Consider the following 21,860-nt stretch of genomic DNA (forward strand, 5'->3'; position numbering starts at 1 on the left):
GGGTGCCGGTCAGGTCCGCGCGGGCGGCGGTCGTGTCGGAGGGGGCGGGGGTCACGTCGGCACGGGCGGCGGTCACGTCGGCACAGGCGGCGGTCGTGTCAGAAGGGGCAGCGGTCGTGTCGGAAGGGGCGGCCGTCGCTTCGGCACGAACGGCGGTCACGTCAGCACGAGCGCCGGTCACCTCGGCACGAGCGCCGGTCACGACGGCACGGGCGGCAATCGTGTCGGAGGGGGCGGTCGCGTCAGAGGGGTGGGCTGTCATCGGTCGGCTCCGGTGCCTCGGGTCACCCGCTCGCCGAGCGCGGCCAGGTCGCGTTCGGCGTGGTGCTGGCGGATGTACACGGCCAGGTCGGCGGCCTGGTGGGCATGGCGACCGTCATGGCACAGCGGGCCCGCTCCGGTCGCGCGTCCCACATGGTCCAGTACCTCGGCGCAGGCCTGCGCCACCACCGCCCGTACGCGCAGTGCCCGCAGTGCGGCACCGCCGCCCTCGTCCAGGGGGTCGGCGTCGATCTCGTCCGCCGCCCGGCGCAGTACCGTGCCCGCCGTGTGCAGTTCCAGGTCCACGGCGCCGGCGTGCGCGTCGGTGAGGGGGTCGGCACGGCCGCCGGCCCGTTCGAACAGGACGCGGGCCAGTGCCTCGGCCCCGCCGTACCAGCAGGCGGCCACACCGACACCTCCGTGGTCGAAACCGGGGCGGCGCAGGTATGCCTCCACCCCGCCGACCTCGACGGCGGGCACCTCGGTGAAGCGGACGTCGGGGCTGTCGCTGCCTCCCATGCCGACCGCCTGCCAGGTGCCGGGCACGGGCCGGCAGCCGGACCGGCCCGCCCGGTCGCCGTGCTCGGGCCCGTCGCCGTCCGGTGCGGCGCCGGGGATGCCGGTGCGGACGGCGAACAGGCGCCGCCCGTCGTCGGCCGTGGCGGTGACCAGGGCGTGGGTGCAGCTGTGGGCGCCGGAGCAGTACCGTTTGAGGCCGTCGAGCACCCAGCCGTCGGCGGTGCGTGTCGCCGTCAGGCCCGCTCCCGGTGGCTCGGCGGCCCACACCGCCCAGTACTCGCCCGGCCGGACCGGTGCGCCGCCGAGTTCGTCGAGGATCGCCACGGCGTCGAGGTGTCCCTCCGCCAGCCGGGCGGCGCTGAGGTCCTCCCGGGCCACGGCCGCCAGTGTCCTGAACCGCTCGACCGTGTGGCCCGAACCGGGCAGCGGGCAGGTGACCGTGCCCGCGGCCAAGGAGTCGGCGAACCGTCTGAAGCGGTCCGCGGCGACGGCCGCGCGTCCGGCGGGAGCGGTCGCCGGACTGTCGTCGGCCGAGGCGTCGCCTCGCATGCCGGTGCCGTCCTCGTCGAGGGTGCCGGTGGGTGCGGAGCCGGGCAGCGGCATCATCGTTTCTCGCATCGGTACCGTCCCTCGCTCTGCTGGCAGTACTGGGCCGCCGCGCGGCCGTCGCGCTCCAGGTGCCTCTTCGTCGACGCGGCTCCCAGTGCCCCGCTGCGCACCGGTCACACCTGATGTCGCCCAGGTCACGTGCCACCGAACGCCGTGGCCGGTGCCGGTGCCGGCCGTGTGCGGAACGTCGGAGCACCGCGGGGTACCCGGGGTTCATGATGACGCCGCTGAGGAAGTCGACGAGTGGGCCGGAGCGTCCCGTGTCCGGCCGGGAGAGCCCGCGCCCCTACGCCGCCGTGGCGGCCGGAGTGGTCGCCGCGGCCGTGGGCGGCGCGGCCGGGATCGACCCGGACAGCGCCTGGTACCGGTCCCTGGACAAGCCGGCCTGGCAGCCGCCGCCGCGCGCCTTCCCCGCGGTGTGGACCCCGCTGTACGTCTCGGTCGTCGGGGCGCAGGGCCGCGCCCTGAACCGGACCGGGGGGCACCGGCGGCGCGGCCTGGTCCGTGCCCTGGCCGTGAACCTGGCCCTGAACGGAACCTTCGGATGGGCCTTCTTCCGGGCGCGCACGCCGTACGCCGGGCTGGTGGTCACCGCGGCGACCGCCGTCTCCGGCTGGGACCTCGTTCGCCGCACGGCCCGCGTCGACCGGACCGCCGCGCTGGGCATGATTCCCTACGCGGCCTGGTGCACGTTCGCCACCGCGTTGAACGCCTCGATCGCCCGGCGCAATACCTGACCCGCCGACAGCGCGAAAGAATTCATTGACAGTCGCACTTCTCGCCCGGTAAGGTCCCTCGTTATTGGATCCTCAACGATCCTGAAAAGTCCGCAGTGGATCTATGCGGCACACACGGAATACAAATCGGGCGATCAAGTCAATGATGACTCGCCGATTCCGCTTTTCCGCGTGAACTCTCCGCCTCATGACGACCGACAGGGCTCACGCGTTCGCGACCGTCGCTCGGTGCCACTGTGGCCTACGGGGGCTGCTCCTATGTCAATGCGCGGGTTGATCGACCCCAGACGTTCTCCTTCGAGCCACGGGCTCGCATTCTTCTGACCGGGGTGCCCGGAGCTGACCACTCGCTTCCGCATCTCCTCATGAGCCACCGCAATCAGCGGTCGGATATCACTGCGCTTTCGAAGGGAGGTACGGCCATGACGAACGAAGACTTCCTCGGTTCCCGCGAGGCGGGCGAGTCCGCGACCAAGTGGTGATCAGACCCACCTGATATTCCGATACCGGGTGGCATGCACGCGGCCACCCGGTATCGGTATCGCCCGCACGGCGGAACACGACAGAAAGGGACCCGCGTGTTCGAGGAACTGGTGCGCGAGACGGATCTGCACGACCTCGACGACCACGCCCACGCGGCCAGGCTGCGCGACCTGGAGAAGGCGCTGGGCGAGCAGCCCGACTCCGACGATCTCCTGCGTGACCTGGTGGAATGGGCCACCGGCCACAGTGACTGGACCATCCGCAGGATCGCGGTGGAGACCCTCTCCGCGCGCTTCGCGCAGTCGGCACCGGCACGCGAGGCGATCTGCTCCGCCACCCACGACGACGTCGACTGGGTGGCGTTCACGGCGATACGGGCCGCCGGACGCAATCGGTTCCCCGAGGCCGTGGAGCACATGATCCGCATTTCCGGCTGGCCAAGCAATTTCACGCGTCCTGGATATGCCCGCAAGCCGGTGGGCTGCGGTGCGGCCTTCACCAAGCGGGCCCTGCTCGCGTTCTTCGACTCGAACGATCCCGTCCGGCTCCGCGAACTGGAGGACGCGCATTTCGCCGACAAGCGCGCGAGTGTCGCGGCGGCCGCCCGGAAAAGGGATCTACGGGACGCCGTACTCGTGCCGGCCGGACCGTTCATCGCGGGTTCCGACGCCACCGAGGTAGGTCCTTTCCAGATGGACAGCAGTGACAATCCACTGCGGGTCGTAAAACTTTCATCGTTCTGGATCGACCGTACTGCGGTGACGAATGCACGCTACAACGAATTCTTGGCGGACACGCGCGGAACGCGGGAATTCGCGCATCCGGACCAGCCGGTGGACAAGGATCACACGCCCGCACACCGGCGCGACCCGCGCTTCAACGAACCGTCTTTCCCCGTGGTCGGAATCGACTGGTACGACGCCTGGTCCTTCGCGAAATGGGCGGGCGGGCGACTGCCGTCCGAGGACGAATGGGAGAAGGCCGCACGGGGCACCGACGGCCGCCGTTACCCCTGGGGCGACACCTGGGACCCGGCACGGGCCCGGTACGTCTCCTCGGCCTACGGGTGCGGCGATCCGCCGGACCTCAGGGCGCTGGAGGACCTCCTGGTCACCACCACCCTGGACCGGCCGCGCCGTCCGGTGGTCGCCGCGGACGCGCTGCCCGCGGGCGCCGGACCGTACGGCACCCTGAACATGGCGGGCAACGTCTGGGAGATGACCCGCACCAATTTCTTCAGCGGGTCGGACATGGCGCCGTTCTTCCGGGGCCGCCGCAGCAGCGAGTTCATGAACCGCCCGGAGGCGTTCCACGTACTGCGCGGCGGGACCTGGACGTCGCCGCCCGTGTGTCTCACGACGTTCTACCGCGGCAAGGACCTGCTGACCGACCGCCACAACGAAGTCGGATTCCGGTGCGTGTACGACGCCACCGGGGAGGAGGCGCGCGGCCGTGGATGAGAGTCGGGCGGACGAGACCGCCGTACGGCGCGAGGAGCGCAAGCAGGAACTCGTCGAGGCGCTGGCCCTGTTCGCCGTACTCGGCTACAGCGAGGGGATCGCCGGGCACGTCAGCGTCAGCGACCCGGTCCGGCCGGACCACTACTGGGTCAACCCCTTCGGGCCGGACTTCCAGCGGGTCAGGCCCAGGGACCTGCTCCTGGTGGGGCCCGACGGCCGGGTGCGGTCCGGACGCGGCGCGCTCAACCCCTCCGTGGACCCGCTCCACGGCGAACTGCACCGGGCCCGGCCGGACCTCACGGCCTTCGCGCACACCCACTCCCGCTGCGGCAAGGCGTGGTCGGCGCTGGGCCGGCCGCTCGACCCGATCACCCAGGACGCCTGCGCGCTCTACGGCCGCCACCACGTGTACGAGCAGTACGACGGCCTGGTCAACGACCGGCAGGAGGGCAAGGCCGTCGCCGCCGCGCTCGGTTCCGGCAGCGCGGTCATCCTGCGGAACCACGGCTTCCTCACCGGCGGGCGTTCCGTGGCGGAGGCCGTCTGGCTGTTCGTGGTGATGGAGCGGGCGGCGGAGGTGCAGTTGCTGGCGGAGGCCGCGGGCACGCCCGTCGTCGTCCCGCACGACGTCGCGGCCCCCACCTCCGAGGTGCTGGCCGGGCTGGAGTACGCCGAAGTTCAGTACCGCAACCTCTACGAGTCGTCGATCCGGAGGGACCGGCCATGAAGCTGGGACTGACTCTGCTGCCGACCGTGGGCCCGCGGGAGGAGCCGGCGGACCGGTACTACGCGTCCGTGCTTGAGATGTGCGAGGCGGCCGACGCGCTGGGCCTCAGCCATGTCCGGGCCGTCGAGCACTACTTCCACGAGTGGGGCGGCTACAGCCCTGACCCGGTGGTGTTCCTCACCGCGGTCGCCGCGCGGACCAGCCGGATCCGGCTGGTCACCGGGGCCGTGGTGCCCGCCTTCCAGCACCCGGTCAAGCTCGCGGCCGCGCTGTCGCTGCTGGACAACCTCTCCGGCGGACGGCTGGACGCCGGTTTCGGCCGGGCGTTCCTGCCCTCGGAGTTCGAGGCGTTCGGCGTGCCGATGTCCGAGAGCCGGGCACGTATGGAGGAGGGCGTGGCGGCGGTCGAACGGCTGTGGCGGGACGAGGGGTTCCGCTGGGAGGGCACCTTCCACCGGTTCGGCCCGCTGCCGCGGCTGCTGCCCCCGCCCTGTCAGCGGCCCGCCCCGCCGGTCTTCGTGGCGGCGACCGTCGCGCCGGAGTCGTTCCGGTGGGCGGGCGAGCGTGGCTACCACCTGATGGTGATCCCGGTCGTCGCCGGCCACGAGCGCCTGGCCGGGCTGCTGGAGGTCTACCGGGCGGCGTGGGAGGACGCGGGTCATCCTCGGACGCCCCGCATGTACGTCAGTTACCACTGCTACGTCGCCGAGGACGCGACGGAGGCCCGGCAGCGCGCGGAGGAACACTTCGAGCACTACAAGGTCAAACAGGTCGACGCCTACGAGGCGTGGCGGGGTCTCACCTCCGATCAGTACCCCGGGTACGAGCTGATGGCGGAGTCCGCGCGCGGCACCCGGTTCGCCGATCTGCTGGCGGCGGGCACGACGATCGCGGGGGACGTCGCCGAGGTGACGGACGCCCTGCGTCACGTCGAGAAGCTGTTCCCGGAGGCCGAGGCCAGTCTCCACGTCCGCTTCGGCGACGTCGGGCACGCCGAGGCGATGCGCACGGTGACGCTGCTGGGCAACGAGGTCCTGCCCCGCCTCGCACCGGCACGGGAGGCCGTGCGGTGAGCGGCCCGGTCAAGGAGTACATGGGGGAGCGTGTCGACGAGCTGGTCGGCCGGGTGTGCGCCCGCTGGCCGGACCGGCCCGCGCTCTCCGGCCCCGACGGCGGACTCGACTTCGCGGAGCTGGACCGGCGGGCCACCGCCCTCGCCGCGCGGCTGCGGCCGTACGCCGCGGGGGGCCATCGCGTGGCGGTACGGATGCCCCGCTCGGTGGAGCAGGTGGTGACCGTGCTGGCCTGCTGGAAGGCCGGCGGCGTCGCCGTACCCGTCGATCCCTCCCTGCCGCGGCTGCGGGCCGACTCCGTGATCGGGACGTCCGGCTGCCGCGCGGTGGCCGATCCCGGTGGCCGGATCGAGGAACTCGACGGCGGACCCGCCGAGGGGCTGCCCGGACTCGCGTACGTGTTCTTCACCTCCGGCTCCAGCGGCGAGCCCAAGGCCGTCGGCATGCCGCACTCCGGGATCGTCAACGAGGCGCGGTGGACGGCGGGGGCCTTCCGGCTGACCGGACGCGACCGGGGCAGCTGGCTCACCTCACCGGGTTTCGCGCTGTCCCGGTGGGAACTGTGGTCGACCCTGGCGGCCGGCGCCTCGGTGCGGGTGGCACCGGAGGGCACCGAGTGGAGCGCCGGATCGGTCCGGGACTGGCTGCTGGACCAGCGGGTCGACTGGAGCATCGTCGTGACCTCGCTGGGCGAGCGCCTGTTCGGCCTGCGGTGGCCCGCCACGGGTGCGCTGCGGCTGCTGGTGACCGGCGGCGAACAGCTGCGGACCTGGCCCCGTGACCTCCCCTTCGACGTCGTCAACTCCTACGGCGTCACCGAGACCACCGGGGTCCGCTCGGTGGCCTGGCTGCCCCGGACCCCTCCCCCGTCGGGGCTGCCGTCGTTCGGCACGCCCATCGCGCGGACGCGGCTGCACGTACTGGACGACGGCCTGTCCCCCGTCGAACCGGGCACCCCGGGCGAGCTGTACGTGGCCGGGTTCGGCCTCGCGCACGGCTACCTCGGGCGGGCCGCCCTCACGGCCGAGCGTTTCGTGCCCGACCCGTTCGACGGGTCCGGCGGCCGGATGTACCGGACCGGCGACCTGGTCCGCCTCGGCCCGGACGGCCACCTCCAGTGGCTGGCGCGGCGGGACGCGGAGATGAAGATCGACGGCGCCCGGGTCGACGCGTCCGAGGTCGAGGCGGCCGTACTGGGTCATCCCGCGGTGGCCGCCACCGCCGCGTCGATGTGGCGGGACGACTCCGGGCGCGCCCGGCTCGTCTGTCACGTGGTGGTCCGCGAGGGCGCGGAGGTGTTCCCGCACGAACTGCGGTCCCGGCTGGCGGAGCGGCTGCCCCGGGCCATGGTGCCGACCGTGTATCTCCGGGCGGAGCGGCTGCCGCTGCTGCCCAGCGGGAAGCTGGACCGGGCCCGGCTGCCCGCGCCCGGTCCCGGCAACCGGCTGGCCGAGGGGTCGCCCCGCGCGCTGGACGCGACGGAGCGGGCGGTGGTGCGGGCGTTCACCGAGGTCCTCGACGGGGACACCGCGGTGGCCGGGCACGACGACTTCCTCGCCCTCGGGGGTGACTCGCAGGCACTCACCCGGGTGCGGGCGATCCTGCTGCGCGGGTTCGGTGTCGCGCTGCCCATGCGGGTGCTCTTCGAGCGGCGGACGCCGGTGGCGATCGCGGCGGCGATCACCGAGGAACGGGTCGGCAGCGAGGCGGCGGGGGGCGGACGGCGTCCTGATGGGCCGGGGGAACATGCCCACCGCTCGGCGTCGCGAGGTGCCGCCGCGCCCGCCCTCCCCCACCCTCGGCTCGGCGCGAGCGGAGGGACCCCTGTCGCCCCCGGTGGCACGGCCGCCCGCTCCGGAGCGCTGACCGGCACGCAGGAGCGCATGTGGTTCCTGGAGCAGTTGAGTCCCGGGAGCACTCGGTATCTGGAGGTGGTGACCGTTCGGCTGGGTGGGGCGGTCGTCGACGTGGAGCGGTTACGGGCCGCCGCGGGACTGCTCGTCCGTCGCTCCGAGGGGCTGCGGACGGCGTTCCTCACCGGGGAGAGCGGGCCCGTACGCGTCGTGTCGCCGGACGCGGAAGCCGTCTTCCAGGAGGCCGGCGTCTCCGTCGGGTCCGATGACGAGGTGGTGGCCGACCTGGCCTCGCACGGTCTGCTGGACCCCTTCGACCTGGAGCGGGCGCCGCTGGCGCGCTGGCGGTTCTACCCGGGCCGGGGGCCGGACGTGCCGGCCGTCCTGGCGCTGGTGGTGCACCACATCGTGTGGGACGGCCGGTCCGCCGAGGTCTGTCTGCGCGACCTCGTCCGGCTGTACGACACACCGGACGCCTCCCCCGCCGCCCCGGTTCCGCCGCCCGAGGCACTGCCGCGGCGCGACGGTGGAGTCGCCGGCCGGGACCCCGCGACACGGGACTGGCTCGGCCGGCTGGCGGGGGCCCGCCCGCACATCTGGGCCGACCCGGTACTGGCACCCGGTGGCGCGGACCGGCTCGGTGTCGTGGAGCGGCGGCTGGACGGACCGCTCGTCGCCGGGATGCGCGGGCTCGCCGGGGCACTGGGCGTCACTCCCTTCGTCATCGGCACGGCCTGTCTCACCGCGGCCCTGCGCCCGTTCCACTCGGGTGACGAACTCACCCTCGCCGCGCCGGTGTCGGTCCGTACGGAGCGGGACACCGACGAGATCGGGTTCTTCGTCAACCTCCTTCCGCTGCGGGTGCCGTTGCACGCCGCGACCACCGGACGCGCGCTGCTGTCCTCGGTGCGTGACACGGCGCTGGAGACCTGGCGCCACCGGTCGGTGCCCTTCCAGGACATCGTCGGGCGGACGGCGCACGGGGCCCGCCGCTCGCCGCAGCCGCCGTACAGCCAGGCGATGTTCCTGCACAACCGGCTGCCCGGCGAGGTGTCGTCGGCGGACGGGGTGCGCTGGCGGATCGGTCATCTGCCGAGCCGTGCCCCCAAGTGCGACACGCTGGTGTACTGGATCGAGGATGCGGGCGGCTGGACGCAGCGCGTCGAGTACGACACGGCGCGTCTGGACCCGGCGTCGGCCGCCCGCCTCTCCGACCGCGTGCTCGGCACCCTGCGCGCCGTGGCCGAGGACCCGGACGCCCCGCTGGTGACCCTGCCGGACCGGGTCATGTCACCGGCTCCGGTCACATCACCGGCTCCGACCGCACCGCTGGCGCCGGCCGCGACTCCCGGCCCGCCGCCCGCGCCGGACACCGGGCCCGACACCGCGCTGGACACCTCGCCGGACACCGCTCTGGAGCGGCGGACCGCCGACGCCTGGGCGGCGGTGCTCGGTGTCGACACCGTGGCCGCGGACGACAACTTCTTCGAGCGGGGCGGCAGTTCGGTGGCGGCGGCCCGGCTGGTCGTGCTGCTGCGGTCGCGGCTCGGGGTGCGCGTACCGGTGCGGCTGGTCTTCGACACCGACACCTTCGCCGCGTTCGTCTCGCGTCTGCGGCGCGACCACACCGGCGTCACGTCCCCGCGAGAGTGAGGAGCATTCCGTGCTGGAACTCGTGACCGCGCCGCTCGCGCGGCGTACCGGCGGTCTCGCGGCCTCGGCGGTCGGCACCGTCCTGCGGCTGTCGGACGGTGCGGACATGACCGCGCTCGCCGCGGGCAGTCCCGCGCCGGAGACCTTCCCGGCGGCCGAGGTCGCGGAGGCCGTGGGCCGGATCATGGCGCGCCCCGGCTCCCTGCAGTACGGGGACACCGAGGGGCTGTGGCCGCTGCGGGAGTGGATCGCCGGGGAGCAGGGGCGGCTGCTGGGCCGGGTGGTCGACCCGGCGGCGACCGTCCTCGCCCACGGGGCGCAGCAGGCGCTGGACCTGCTGTGCAAGGCCGTCCTGGACCCCGGTGACGTGGTGGTCGTGGACCGGCCCAGCTATGTGGGCGCGTTGCAGGTGTTCCGGCTGTTCGAGGCCGAGGTCGTCCCGGTGCCGCTCGCGGCCGACGACGACCTGGGCGCGCTGGCGGCCGCGCTGCGCGACGGGTTGCGGCCGAAGGCGCTGTACGTCGTGCCGAACTTCGCCAACCCGTCGGGGCGGAGCCTGACCGCGCACCAGCGGCGGCTTCTCGTGGCGCTGGCGGCGCGGTACGGGTTCCTGCTGGTCGAGGACGATCCGTACGGTGAACTGTCCTACCGCGCGGACCCCTCCGGTCCGCCGGCGCTGGCGGCGCTGTCGCCGGAGGCGGTGCGGATCGGCAGCTTCTCCAAGACGCTCTTCCCGGCCGCGCGGCTCGGTTTCCTGACGGCGCCCCGGCCGCTGGCCGCGACGCTGAACCGGCTGAAGCAGGCCGCCGACCTCGGCAACTCCACCTTCCTGGAACGGATCGTGTACGAACTGGTGCGGCCGCCGGGGGCGCCGGCGGACCGGCTGGCCGTCACCCGGGGTGTCTACCGGGAGCGGCGCGACGTCCTCGTCGACGCGCTGCGCCGGGGGCTCGGTGAGCGGCTGCGCTTCTCCGTGCCGGACGGCGGGTTCTTCCTGTGGGCGCGGCTCGACGACGGTACGGACGCCACCGCGCTGCTGCGCGAGGCGCTCGCCGAGAAGGTGTCGTTCGTGCCCGGGGCGGCCTTCTTCGCCCGGGACCCGGACACCGCCGCGCTGCGTCTGTCGTTCTCGTGCGCCGAACCGGAGCGGATGGCGACAGCGGGGGTGCGGCTGGCACGGGCCCTGGAGAGGACCCGGCCGTGAGGGCGACGCGGCGCGGCGGCGCGCTCCAGCCGCTCGACGAGGCGCCCTTCGACGTGGCGGCGTTCCTGGCCATGCCGCTGGTGGCCCGGCTGGCCACCGCCGGTCCGGTGATCCGCCCGGTGTGGTTCCTCTGGGAGGAGGAGGCGTTCTGGGTACTGACCGGCACCTGGTCCGGGCTGGGCAGGCAGCTGGCGGCCGACCCGGCGTTCGGTCTCGTCGTGGACACCTGCGACCTCCGTAGCGGTACGGTCCGGCAGGTCATCGGGTACGGCACCGGTGAGGTGCTGCCCTTCGACACCGCGCGGGGGCGGCGCAAACTCGTCCGCTACCTCGGTCCGGACGAGGCCTCCTGGGACCCGCGTTTCAGCATGGCCGGCGCCCCGCACGCGCGCGGTGTCCGCTGGGCGCGGCTCACCCCGGACCGGCTGATCGTGAACGACCAGTCCTTCCGTCCGGCGGCCGGCCGGCCGGTCTCCCGCGACGCGCACACGGCCGAGGTGTGACGATGCCGGAGACGGGGACGGTGCGGGAGCCGCAGGAGGTGTGGACGTACTGGCGGGTGCTGCGCCGCACCCGGCTGGCCGCGTTCCTCGCCGGGGACCTGGTGGCGACCGTCGGTGACGGGATGCTGCTGACGGCGCTTCCCCTGCTGGCGCTGAGCCTGCACGGTTCGGTGTCGCCGGCCTTCGCCGTCTCGTTCGTCGAGTGCGCTCCGTACGTGCTGGGCACGGTGCTGGCCTTCGTCATCGGTCTCGGCCGGGTGCGGATCCCGCCGAGGGCTCTGGTGGTCTGCGACTGCGTGCTGCGCGGTGCGCTCTTCACGGGCCTCGGGGCGCTGGCCCTCGCGGACCGGCTCACGCTGGTCGTGCTGGTCCTGGCCCTGCTGTCCGGTTCGGTGCTGCGGATGGCGGCGCTCAGCAGCCGGCGGCTGATCGCGACGGGGCAGGTGCCGCCGGCGGGGCGGCTGGCGGTCAACGGTCTGCTGGGCACGACCAACGGCCTCGCGCTGTACGCCGTGGGTCCGGTCCTCGGCGGGGTCGTCGCCGCCCTCACCCATCCGGGGTGGGCGCTCGTCCTGGACGGGGCGGGTCTCCTCGTCCTGCTGGCCGCGGTGTGCCTGACCGTGCGCCCTGGGGCGGGGGCCGTCGAGGGCACGGCGGTCCCGGCGTCCGGGTGGGCGATCCTGCGCCGGGTGCCGGTCGCGGCCCGGCTGTTCGCCGTGGTGTTCTGCTTCAACCTGTTCTACATGCCGGTGGAGGTGGCGCTGCCACTGCTGGTGGACGGTCCGCTGGGCGGCGGGGGCACCGAACTCGGCCTGATCTGGGCGGCTTTCGGTGTCGGTGCGCTGGCGGGTGCCCTCGCCGTCAACGCGCTGCGGGCGTGTCCGCAGCGGCGGCTGCTGGTCGGGATCGTCGCCGGGTGGTCGTTGATCCCGGCGGCGCTGGCGTGCGCGCCGTCCGTGCCGTTCGCGGCCGGTGTCTTCCTCGTCGGGGGACTCGTCTACGCGCCCTTCGTGCCGGTGGTCTACACGTTCGTGCAGTCCGTGCTCGAAGCGGACGAGCAGCAGCCCGTGCTGACGCTGTGGGCGGCGGGTTCGGTGCTGGCGGCCCCGGTGGGGCTGCTGCTGGCCGGGCCGCTGGTGGCGGCGGCCGGGGCGAGAGGCGGTCTGGTGGTGTCGGCGCTGCTCACGGCGGCGCTGGTGCCGCTGGCCGGGGCACGGCTGCGTGAGCGCGCGGCCGTGCCGCCACCGAAGCCATGAGTCACCTTCCATGGCGGTTCACGACGTTCGCGATGTTTCACGACAAGGGGAGTTCGCGGTGAAGGGCTGGAACGCGGCGACATTCGGCGACACGATGCCGGACTACGACCACCAGGACTGGGCGGTCGCGACGGACGAGGCGGAGGCGACCGACTTCCTGGCCGGGTTCGCCAAGGGCGGCCGGGCCCTGGAACTCGGCGTGGGGACGGGCCGTGTGGCCATCCCGCTGGCGCGGCGCGGTGTCCGCACCACGGGCATCGAGGCGTCGGCGGCGATGGTCGGGCAGCTGGAGCGCAAACTCGGCGGCGGCGACGAGGTCCGCGCGGTTCTCGGCGACTTCGCGGACGTGGCGGCCGTCGCGCGGTCGCAGGCGCCGTTCGACCTGGTCTACTGCGTCCACAACACCTTCCTGCTGCTCCTCACGCAGGAGGAGCAGGTGCGGTGCTTCCGGGGTGTCGCCGAGGTGCTGGCCCCCGGCGGGGTGTTCGTGCTGCAGGTGTCGGCGCCCCGCGCCTACCTGCTGTCGGAGCGGCAGTCCGTGCACACCCTGGACGTCGGTCTGGACCGGACGGTGCTGCTCGCGGCCACCCACGATCCGGTGTCCCAGCGGGTCGACCGCCAGCAGGTGGTGATGACCGAGGCGGGCAACCGGCTGTACCCGCTGGCCTACCGGTACGTGTTCCACGCGGAGCTGGACCTGATGGGCGCGCTGGCCGGGCTGCCGCTGTCCCGGCGGTGGGGCGGCTGGCGGGGCGAGCCGTTCACAGGTGCGGGTTTCCACGTGTCCGTCTACCACAAGCCCGTCGGCTGAGAGCGGGGACCACCCATGACGCACGCACCTCTGCCGCCCTCGCTCGCCGACTTCGCGGGCCGGCCGCGGCCGGACGCCGTGCCGCTCTCCTTCCAGCAGCGGCGCCTGTGGTTCGCCGGTGAGCTGGGCGAGGGCGGTGCCTACCATGCCCCGTTCGCCTGGCGGCTGCGCGGTGCGGTGGACGTGCCGGCGCTGGCCGCCGCCGTGCGGGACGTGGTGGGACGGCACGAGAGTCTGCGGACGGTCTTCCCCGCGGTGGACGGCGTACCGCGGCAGGAGGTGGTGGCGGCCGGGGACGTGTTCACCGCGGCCGACACCACGGAGGCCGGACTCGCCGCCGCCGTGCGGCTGTTCACCCTGGAGCCGTTCGACCTCTCGGCCGATCCTCCGGTGCGGGTGAGGCTGTTCCGGGTCGGGCCCGCGGAGAGCGTGCTGGTGTTCTCCTTCCACCACATCGCGATGGACCGGTGGTCCCTGACGCCGCTGCTGCGGGATCTGCGCCGCGCCTACCGGGCCCGGTGCGACGGCGGGGAGCCGGGCTGGGCCCCGCCGCCGGTCCGCTACCGGGACTACGCCCGCTGGCAGTCCGCGTCGCTCGGCGAGGAGTCCGACCCGGCGAGCACCGCCGCCCGCGAACTGGCCTTCTGGACCAAGACGCTGCACGGCCTCCCGGAGGAGATCCCGCTGCCGCTGGACCGGCCGCGGTCGGGCGGGACGCCCGCGCGGTGCGACGAGGTGCCCGTCACGGTGGACACGGCGACGCACCGGCGGGTCACGGAGCTGGCGCGGCAGTGCCGCACCAGCGTCCTCGTCGTCGTCCTGGCGGCCTGGACGGGGACGCTGAGCGGGCTGGGCGCGGGCGTCGACGTGCCGGTCGGGACGCCGGTGACCGGCCGGAACGACCCGGCGCTCGACGAGGTCGTGGGCTTTTTCGTCAACACCCTGGTCCTGCGCACGGACGCCTCCGGGGACCCCTCCTTCCGGGAGTCGGTCGGGCGTGTGCACGAGGTGTTCATGGACGCCCTGGACCATCAGGAGGTGCCGTTCGAGCGTCTGGTGGAGGCCCTGAACCCGCGCCGGGCGCTGGGCCGGCATCCGCTGTTCCAGACGCTGCTGACGCTCAACGACGGGCTGGAGGAGGGTCTCGGGCTGCCGGGGCTGCGCGACGAGCCGGAACCGGTGCGGCTGGCGGAGGCCAAGTTCGACCTGTCGCTGTACGTGCGGGAACGGGATGCCGACGGGGCTCCGGCGGGTATGGAGGGCACGCTCCAGTACGCGGCGGACCTCTTCGACCGGGCGACCGCGACCTCCCTCGCGGAGCGCTGGCAGCGGTTCCTGACGGCGGCCGCCGCCGATCCCGAGCGACGACTGGAGGACCTCGCGGCGGACGACGGCGCGGCGCGTGCTCTGCCTCGACCGCGCCGGGACGGCGGCGGGCGGGCCGCCGCGGGCCAGGGGACGCCGGTGGACCAGGACAGCAGCGGGCGGGGTGCGGCGGAGGCGCGCGCGCCGCGCACCGCCTCCGAGCACGCGCTGGCCGGCCTGTTCGCCACCGTGCTCGGGGTGTCCGCGGTCGGTGCCGACGACGACTTCTTCGCCCTCGGCGGGCACTCCCTGCTGGCGGCGCAGGTGATGGCCCGGGTCGAGCGGACCCTCGGCGTCCGCCTGCCGCTGCGGGCGCTCTTCGCCCACCCCACCGTGGCCGCCCTCGCGGGCGTGGTGGACCGGGCGGCTCCCGTCCCCGCCGCCCCGGACACCGCCGCGCCGGTGTCCCGGCCCGAGGAGCTGCCCCTCTCCCCCGCCCAGCAGCGGCTCTGGTTCCTCGACCAGCTCACCCCGGGCCGGGCCACGTACAACATCCCGTACGCGGTGCGCCTGCGCGGCGCCGTGGACCTGACGGCGCTGCGCCGGGCGCTGGGCGCGGTGGTCGCCCGGCACGAGGCGCTGCGCACGGTCTTCCCCGCCGAGCGCGGGCGGCCCCGGCAGGAGATCCGCCCGCCCGGCCCCGTGGAGCTGCCGGTGGTCGACGTGTCGGCGGCGCCCGATCCGCCGCGCGCCGCCCGCCTGGCGCTCGCCGAGGGCGGCGAGCGGCCGTTCGACCTGCGCGAGGGGCCGTTGCTGCGGGCGTCGGTGCTGCGGCTCGGACCGGACGACCACGTACTGGCGCTGGTGGTGCACCACATCGTCTTCGACGCCTGGTCCAGCAGTGTCCTGTGGAGCGAGGTCAACGCGTTCTACGAGGAGTCCACCACCGGCCGCCCGGCCGCCCTGGAGCCGCTGCCGCTGCAGTACGCCGACTTCGCCCTGCGCCAGCACCGGTGGCTCGCGAGCGGCCCGCTGCGGGACCAGGCCGCCTACTGGCGGTCCGTACTGGCGGACCTGCCCGGCACCGTGGACCTGCCGGCCGACCACCCGCGCCCCGCCCTCGCCGGGCAGCACGGTGCCACGGTCGTCTTCGAGGTGCCCGCCGAGCTGACGGACCGGCTGCGCGACCTCGGCCGCGCCCACGACGCCACGCTGTTCATGACGCTGCTGGCCGCCATGGGCGTCCTGCTGTCGGGCGCCGCCCGGAGCGACGTCGTCCCCATCGGCACGCCCGTCGCCGGACGGACCTCCCCGGACGTCGAGCCGCTCATCGGCTTCTTCGTCAACACCCTGGTGCTGCGGGCCGACTGCTCGGGCAACCCCACGTTCGCGGAGGTGCTGCGCCGGACCCGGGAGGGCGCGCTGGACGCCTTCGCCCACCAGGACCTGCCGTTCGCGCGGCTGGTGGAGGAGCTGGCGCCGCCGCGCGACCTCGGCCACAACCCGGTCGTGCAGGTGATGTTCCAGTTGCTGAACACCCCCAAGGAGGCGGTGCGCCTGGCCGGGGCGCGTGCGGAGGAGATGCTGCTGACGACGGCCACCACCCGGTTCGACCTGGAGTGCCACATGGTCGAGCGGGACGGCGGGCTCACCGGTCATCTCGTCTACCGCACGGATCTGTTCGCGCCGGACCGCGTCGAGGCGACGGCCCACCGCTTCGTGCGGCTCCTCGCCGAGGTGGCCGCCGCTCCTCAGCGCCGTGTCGCCGACCTCGACCTGCTGCTCCCGGCCGAGCACGCGCTGTTGCGGCACTGGAACGACACCGGCGCCCCGCTGCCCCGCACGACACTGCCGCGGCTGTTCGAGCGGCGGGCGGCCCGCACCCCCGACGCCCCGGCCGTCACCTTCCACGGCTCGACCCTGAGCTACTCGGCGCTCAACGCGTCGGCCAACCGGCTCGCCCACCGGCTGCGCGCGCTCGGCGCGGGACCCGGGCATGTCGTGGGGCTCGCCCTGCCCCGCTCGCCGGACACGGTCGTCGCGCTGCTCGCCGTACTGAAGTCCGGCGCCGCCTACCTCCCGCTCGATCCGGACTACCCGCCGGCCCGTCTCGCGCACATGCTCGGCGACGCCCGGCCGTCCCTGCTGCTCACCCGGCGCGCCCAGCTCGACGCCCTCCCGCCGGGCACCTCACCCGCCGGGCCCGTCACCGTGGTGCTGGACGATCCCGGGGAGGCCGCCCTGATCGCCGCCGGACCGGCGAGCGACCCCGACCCCGCCGGGCTCGGCCCGGCGGACGCGGCCTACGTCCTGTACACCTCGGGTTCGACGGGCACGCCCAAGGGTGTCGTCGGCACCCACCTCGGCATGGTCAACCGGCTGCTCTGGTTCGGTCGGGCCTTCCCCGTCCGGCCGGGCGACCTGATGTGCGCGAAGTCGTCGATGAACTTCGTCGACGGCTCCACGGAGATCCTGTGCATGCTGGCGCACGGCGGCGGTGTGGTGCTGGCCGACGCGGAACAGGCCGGGGACGTCGTACGGCTGGCGGGACTCGTCGCGGAGCGGGGCGTGCAGCGGATCATGATGGTGCCGAGCATGCTCGGCGCGCTGCTCGACGCCGGGCCGCCGGCCGGCTCCCTCGCCCGGTGCACGCTGTGGATCGCCGACGGGGAGGTGCTCACCCCGTCCCTGGCCGCGCGGTTCGCCCGTGCCCTGCCGGGTGCCCGGCTGGTCAACTTCTACGGGGCGACCGAGGTGAGCGGCGACAGCGTGTACCACTCGGTCACCGGCCCGTACGCCCGTACCGTCCCCATCGGCCGTCCGATGGACAACACCCGGGTCCACGTACTGGACGGCCTGCTGCGTCCGCTGCCCCCGGGCGCGGAGGGCGACCTGTACCTGGCGGGCACCGGCGTGGCCCTCGGCTATCTGGGGCGCCCGGCGCTCACCGCCGAACGGTTCGTGCCCGATCCGTTCGGCGCGCCCGGCGACCGCATGTACCGCACCGGGGACCGGGCCCGCTGGACGTCCGAGGGTGTGCTGGAGTTCACCGGCCGCCGCGACCACCAGGTCAAGATCCGCGGGGTGCGGGTCGAGTGCGGGGAGGTGGAGGCCGCGCTGCGGTCCCACCCGGCGGTGCGGGAGGCGGTGGTGCTGTCGAGCGGGCAGGGCGCCGCGGCCCGGCTCGTCGCCCATGTCACGGCGGCGGTGACCGGCTCGCCGCCGGACCCGGCCCGGCTACGGGCACACCTGCGGACGCTGCTGCCGGACCACTCGGTCCCGTCGGTGTTCCGGACGGCCGACGCGCTGCCGGTGAACGCCAACGGCAAGCTCGACCGGTCCGCGCTGCCCGAGCCGGAGGCCGGTACGGCGCCGGACACCGTGCGGGTGGCGCCGCGCGGCCGGGTGGAGGAGACGGTCGCCCGGGTCTGGGAGACCGCGCTGGGTGTCCGGGACGTGGGGGCGCACGACGACTTCTTCCAGCTCGGCGGCCACTCCCTGCTGGTCCCCCGGGTGACGGCGGCCCTGCGGGAGGAGCTGGACACCGACGTGCCGCTGCGGCTGCTGTTCGAGGAACCCACCGTCGCCGGGACCGCCGCCCGGATCGCGGCGGCACACGGCGGGCGGGACGGCGGCGCACCGGGTGCCGCGACCACACCGGAGGAGACGTGAACACCGATGGAGCCACACATGGACGCGCGCACGGACGCGGGCACGGAAGTACGCACGGACGACGGTGCCGGTCAGGAGCCGTTCGACCGGTACGCCGTGGTGGTCAACGACGAGGAGCAGTACTCCCTCTGGCCGGTCTCCAAAAGCCTGCCCGCGGGGTGGACGCCGGACGGGTTCGAGGGCAGCAGCCGGGAGTGCCTGCACCACATCGACGAGGTGTGGACGGATCTGACTCCCCGCAGCGCGCGCCGGCCGGCCGGGGGCTGAGCCCCGTGGAGACCGTCACCGCCCGCCCGGACCGGGCCGCGCCCTACCGTGCGTACGGGCCCGGACAGCTGGACCGGATCGCCGCCCGCCACGGCCTGCCCGAGAGCGTCCGGGCGACCGTCGAGCGGTTCTCCATGGTGCTGCCCTTCCGGGTCAACGAGTACGTCCTGTCCGAGCTGATCGACTGGTCCGACATCCCCGACGACCCGGTCTTCCAACTGGTCTTCCCGCAGCGCGGGATGCTGCCCGCGGCCGGGGAACGCGCCCTGGACCGTGTCGTCGGGCGCGCGGCGTCGGACCCCGTGCGCCGGGAGACGGTCCGCCGCGTCCGGGAGAGCCTCAACCCCCACCCCGGCGGCCAGCGGGAACTCAACGTCCCCCGTCTGGACGGCACCGCGCTGGCGGGCGTCCAGCACAAGTACCGCGAGACGGTGCTGTACTTCCCCGCGCAGGGGCAGAGCTGTCACGCGTACTGCACGTACTGCTTCCGGTGGGCGCAGTTCGTCGACGAGGAGGACCTGCGCTTCGCCGCCCGGGGCCCAGACCGGCTCGTCGCCTATCTGCGGGGCCGGCCGGAGGTCAGCGACGTGCTGGTGACGGGCGGCGACCCGCTGATGATGTCGGCCGCGCTGCTGCGCCGGCATCTGGAGCCGTTCCTCGGCGTCGAGTCGGTGCGCACCCTGCGCCTGGGCACCAAGGCGGTGGCGTACTGGCCGGGGCGTTTCGTCACCGACCGGGACGGCGACGAGGTGCTCAGGTTCTTCGAGCGGGTGACGGCGACCGGCCGGACGCTGGCCGTGATGGCGCACTTCAGCCACGCCCGGGAGCTGTCCACCGACACCGCCCGCCGTGCCCTCGCGCGCGTCCGGTCCACCGGGGCGGTGGTCTACTGCCAGGCGCCGCTCATCGCGCACGTCAACGACAGCGTCGCCGCGTGGCGGGACCTGTGGCGGGCGGAGAGCGCGGCGGGCGCGGTGCCGTACTACATGTTCGTGGCGCGCGACACCGGTCCGCACCGCTACTTCGAGGTTCCGCTGGCGCGTGCCGCGCGTCTCTTCCGGGAGGCGTACCGGCAGTCCCCCGGGCTGGCCAGGACGGTCCGGGGGCCCGTGCTGTCGGCCGCCGCCGGGAAGATCATGATCGACGGTGAACTGGAGCTGCCCCAGGGCCGGTTCTTCCAGTGCCGGCTGGTGCAGGCGCGTGATCCGGCGCTGACGGGCCGCCCGTTCCTCGTGCCGTACAGCGACAGCGCGGCGTGGGTCGACGGACTGGCCCTGGACGGGGCGACGGTCCCGCCGGACATCGCCGCCGCCCTGCGCGGCGACACCGCGGCCGGCCCCGGGGAGGACCGATGAGCGAGCGGGAGGACGGAGTGGACGACGGGCGCGCGGCCCGTTCCTGGCGGGTCTCCCCCAATCTGGCGCTGGACCGGACGGTCGCCGAGCGGCGGTCGGCCGGGCAGTCGGTGCTGCACCTGGGTTTCGGTGAGGCGCGGCTGCCGGTCCTGCCCGAGCTGGTGCGGCGGCTGACGTACGGCGCGCGGCGCACCGCGTACGGCGCGGTCGGCGGTGACGGGGCGGTCCGCCGCAGCGCGGCCGGTTACTTCACCCGCCGGGGGCTTGAGACCCGGCCCGGACAGACGGTGCTGGCGCCGGGCTCGAAGCCGCTGCTCGCGGCGCTCTTCGCGGCCCTCGACGGCGATGTGCTGCTGCCGAACCCGAGCTGGGTGACGTACGCGCCGCAGGCCGAGCTGTTCCGGCGGCGCGTGCACCGGCTGCCGGTCCCCGACCGGTGGGGCGGTGTGCCGGAGCCCGAGGCGCTGCGCACCGCGCTGCGCAAGGCACGTCGCCGGGGCCGCCGGGCGGGCACGCTGGTGCTGACCCTGCCGGACAACCCGACGGGCACCACGGCCCCGCCGGAGCTGGTGCGGGAGGTGTGCGCGCTGGCCCGTGACGAGGGGGTGACGATCCTCTCCGACGAGATCTACCGCGACCTTCCGCACCGCCCGGATGTGCCCTTCCTCAGCCCCGCCGCGGTGGCGCCGGAGCGCACGGTGGTCCTCACCGGGCTCAGCAAGAGCCTGGCGCTGGGCGGCTGGCGGATCGGGTTCGCCCGGTTCCCGGACAGTGTGTGGGGGCGCCGGCTGCACGGCCGGGTGCTGTCGGTGGCGAGCGAGGTGTGGTCGACACCGGCCGGTCCGATGCAGGAGGTGGCGGCCTACGCGCTGGCCGAACCGGCGCCGGTGCGCGAGCGGCTGGCGGCCTCCGCCCGGCTGCACGGCGCCGTCGCCGCCGAGGCGCACCGCGTCGTGGTGTCCCACGGGGCGGTGTGCCGCCCGCCCAGTGCCGGGTTCTACGTGTACCCGGACTTCGAGCCGCTGCGGGCGCGGATCGCGCGGCACGGGGTGCGGGACTCGGCGTCCCTCCAGCGGTTCCTGCTCGAACGGACGGGGGTGGCCGTGCTCGGCGGGCACCACTTCGGGGACACCGACGGCGGTCTGCGGTTCCGGGCCGCCACGAGTCTGCTGTACGGCGAGAGCGAGGAGGAGCAGGCCGCGGCGCTCGCCGCCCCCGATCCGCTCCGGCTGCCCTGGATCGCCGCCCACCTCAACGTGCTGGACGCGGCCCTCGCGGAGCTGACCGGGTGCGCTCCGCGGTCCCGTACCGAACGCCGGGAGTCGATGTGAACGCCCCGCCTCTCAAGCGGCTGTCCGGTCCGCCCCCGGCGGGCGGCAACGTCGTCTGCTTCCCGTACGCGGGCGGCGGGCCGAGTGTCTTCCGCACCTGGCCCGGCACGCTGTCGGGCCGCGCGGGCGTGTGGGCCGCGCACCTCGGCGGCCGGGAGGGCCGCTTCGAGGTGTCCCCCGGGACGGAACTCAAGCAGCAGGTCGACGAACTGGTGGAGGCGGTACGGCCGTTGACCGGGGGTCCGCTGGCCTTCTACGGGCACAGTCTGGGCGCGACCCTGGCCGCGCACGTGGCCCAGGAGGTGTTCCCCGCGATGTCCGCGCCGTCGCTGCTGGTCGTGGCCGCGCGCACACCGGAATGGAGCGATCCGGTGACCGATCCCTCGGCGCCCGCCCTGACCGGGGCGTCGTCCGACGAGGAGGTGCTCGCGGCGTTCCGCTGGACCGGGGGCGTCGACGAGGCCCTGCTGCTGGCGGAACCGGAACTGCTGGAGCTGGTCATGCCGTGCCTGCGCGCCGACGCGCTGCTCGCGGCGGACCGGCAGTACCTGCGCGAAGGGGCCCTCACCGGTCCGGTGCTGGCGCTGCACGGCACCGGGGACCCGAAGGCCGACGCGGCCGGCATGGAGTCCTGGAACCGGTTCACCACCGGTGCCTTCACCTCGGCCGCCGTGCCCGGCGGGCACCTCTTCTGCGACACCAGCGGCGCGCGGGTCGCCCATCTGGTCACGGACGCCGCGATGCTCTGCGGTGTCCTGCGCTGATCCCCTGCCGACCACCA

Annotated in this window: 15 protein-coding genes; 14 read left to right on the plus strand and 1 reads right to left on the minus strand. The window is 74.4% G+C overall.

Annotated features, from left to right (window positions below):
* Positions 1 to 258 precede the first annotated feature (258 nt).
* A complete protein-coding gene (locus UW392_RS15625; RefSeq protein ID WP_320775673.1) occupies positions 259 to 1,329 on the minus strand; it encodes an acyl-CoA dehydrogenase in 1,071 nt (356 codons plus the stop codon).
* 275 nt (positions 1,330 to 1,604) lie between these two features.
* Here UW392_RS15625 and UW392_RS15630 point away from each other — a divergent pair, with 275 nt between their 5' ends.
* From UW392_RS15630 to UW392_RS15695, 14 genes are all read left to right on the plus strand, one after another.
* A complete protein-coding gene (locus UW392_RS15630; RefSeq protein WP_320775598.1) occupies positions 1,605 to 2,126 on the plus strand; it encodes a TspO/MBR family protein in 522 nt (173 codons plus the stop codon).
* Positions 2,127 to 2,704: 578 nt separating this feature from the next.
* Positions 2,705 to 4,069 carry an SUMF1/EgtB/PvdO family nonheme iron enzyme gene (locus UW392_RS15635; RefSeq protein ID WP_320775599.1) on the plus strand — a complete coding sequence of 455 codons (1,365 nt, stop codon included), beginning with the start codon at positions 2,705 to 2,707 and terminating at the stop codon, positions 4,067 to 4,069.
* Entirely contained in the window at positions 4,062 to 4,796 is a 735-nt protein-coding gene (locus UW392_RS15640; RefSeq protein ID WP_320775600.1) for a class II aldolase/adducin family protein, read from the plus strand. The genes UW392_RS15635 and UW392_RS15640 overlap by 8 nt, the downstream gene beginning before the upstream one ends.
* Entirely contained in the window at positions 4,793 to 5,869 is a 1,077-nt protein-coding gene (locus tag UW392_RS15645) for an LLM class flavin-dependent oxidoreductase (protein WP_320775601.1), read from the plus strand. The genes UW392_RS15640 and UW392_RS15645 overlap by 4 nt, the downstream gene beginning before the upstream one ends.
* A gap of 20 nt (positions 5,870 to 5,889) precedes the next feature.
* On the plus strand, positions 5,890 to 9,375 hold the full coding sequence (locus tag UW392_RS15650; protein ID WP_320775602.1) for an AMP-binding protein: 3,486 nt from the start codon (positions 5,890 to 5,892) through the stop codon (positions 9,373 to 9,375).
* 10 nt (positions 9,376 to 9,385) lie between these two features.
* Complete coding sequence (locus tag UW392_RS15655; RefSeq protein ID WP_320775603.1) at positions 9,386 to 10,579, plus strand: PLP-dependent aminotransferase family protein; 1,194 nt, start codon at positions 9,386 to 9,388, stop codon at positions 10,577 to 10,579.
* Positions 10,576 to 11,082 (plus strand): pyridoxamine 5'-phosphate oxidase family protein, encoded by a 507-nt coding sequence (locus tag UW392_RS15660; protein WP_320775604.1) that lies wholly within the window; start codon positions 10,576 to 10,578, stop codon positions 11,080 to 11,082. Before UW392_RS15655 ends, UW392_RS15660 begins: the two co-directional genes overlap by 4 nt.
* Before the next feature lie 2 nt (positions 11,083 to 11,084).
* On the plus strand, positions 11,085 to 12,338 hold the full coding sequence (locus UW392_RS15665) for an MFS transporter (RefSeq protein WP_320775605.1): 1,254 nt from the start codon (positions 11,085 to 11,087) through the stop codon (positions 12,336 to 12,338).
* 58 nt (positions 12,339 to 12,396) lie between these two features.
* Entirely contained in the window at positions 12,397 to 13,149 is a 753-nt protein-coding gene (locus tag UW392_RS15670; protein WP_320775606.1) for a class I SAM-dependent methyltransferase, read from the plus strand.
* 15 nt (positions 13,150 to 13,164) lie between these two features.
* Positions 13,165 to 18,126, plus strand: coding sequence for a non-ribosomal peptide synthetase (locus UW392_RS15675; protein ID WP_320775607.1), 4,962 nt, complete (start codon positions 13,165 to 13,167; stop codon positions 18,124 to 18,126).
* An 18-nt stretch (positions 18,127 to 18,144) separates the two neighbouring features.
* The gene (locus UW392_RS15680) at positions 18,145 to 18,393 is read left to right on the plus strand and encodes an MbtH family protein (RefSeq protein ID WP_320775608.1); all 249 of its coding nucleotides are present in this window, start codon (positions 18,145 to 18,147) and stop codon (positions 18,391 to 18,393) included.
* A 5-nt stretch (positions 18,394 to 18,398) separates the two neighbouring features.
* Complete coding sequence (locus UW392_RS15685; protein ID WP_320775674.1) at positions 18,399 to 19,748, plus strand: lysine 2,3-aminomutase; 1,350 nt, start codon at positions 18,399 to 18,401, stop codon at positions 19,746 to 19,748.
* Complete coding sequence (locus tag UW392_RS15690; RefSeq protein ID WP_320775609.1) at positions 19,745 to 21,079, plus strand: pyridoxal phosphate-dependent aminotransferase; 1,335 nt, start codon at positions 19,745 to 19,747, stop codon at positions 21,077 to 21,079. Before UW392_RS15685 ends, UW392_RS15690 begins: the two co-directional genes overlap by 4 nt.
* A complete protein-coding gene (locus UW392_RS15695) occupies positions 21,076 to 21,843 on the plus strand; it encodes a thioesterase II family protein (protein ID WP_320775610.1) in 768 nt (255 codons plus the stop codon). Before UW392_RS15690 ends, UW392_RS15695 begins: the two co-directional genes overlap by 4 nt.
* Positions 21,844 to 21,860 lie beyond the last annotated feature (17 nt).

It is taken from the genome of Streptomyces sp. CRN 30 (assembly GCF_034105845.1).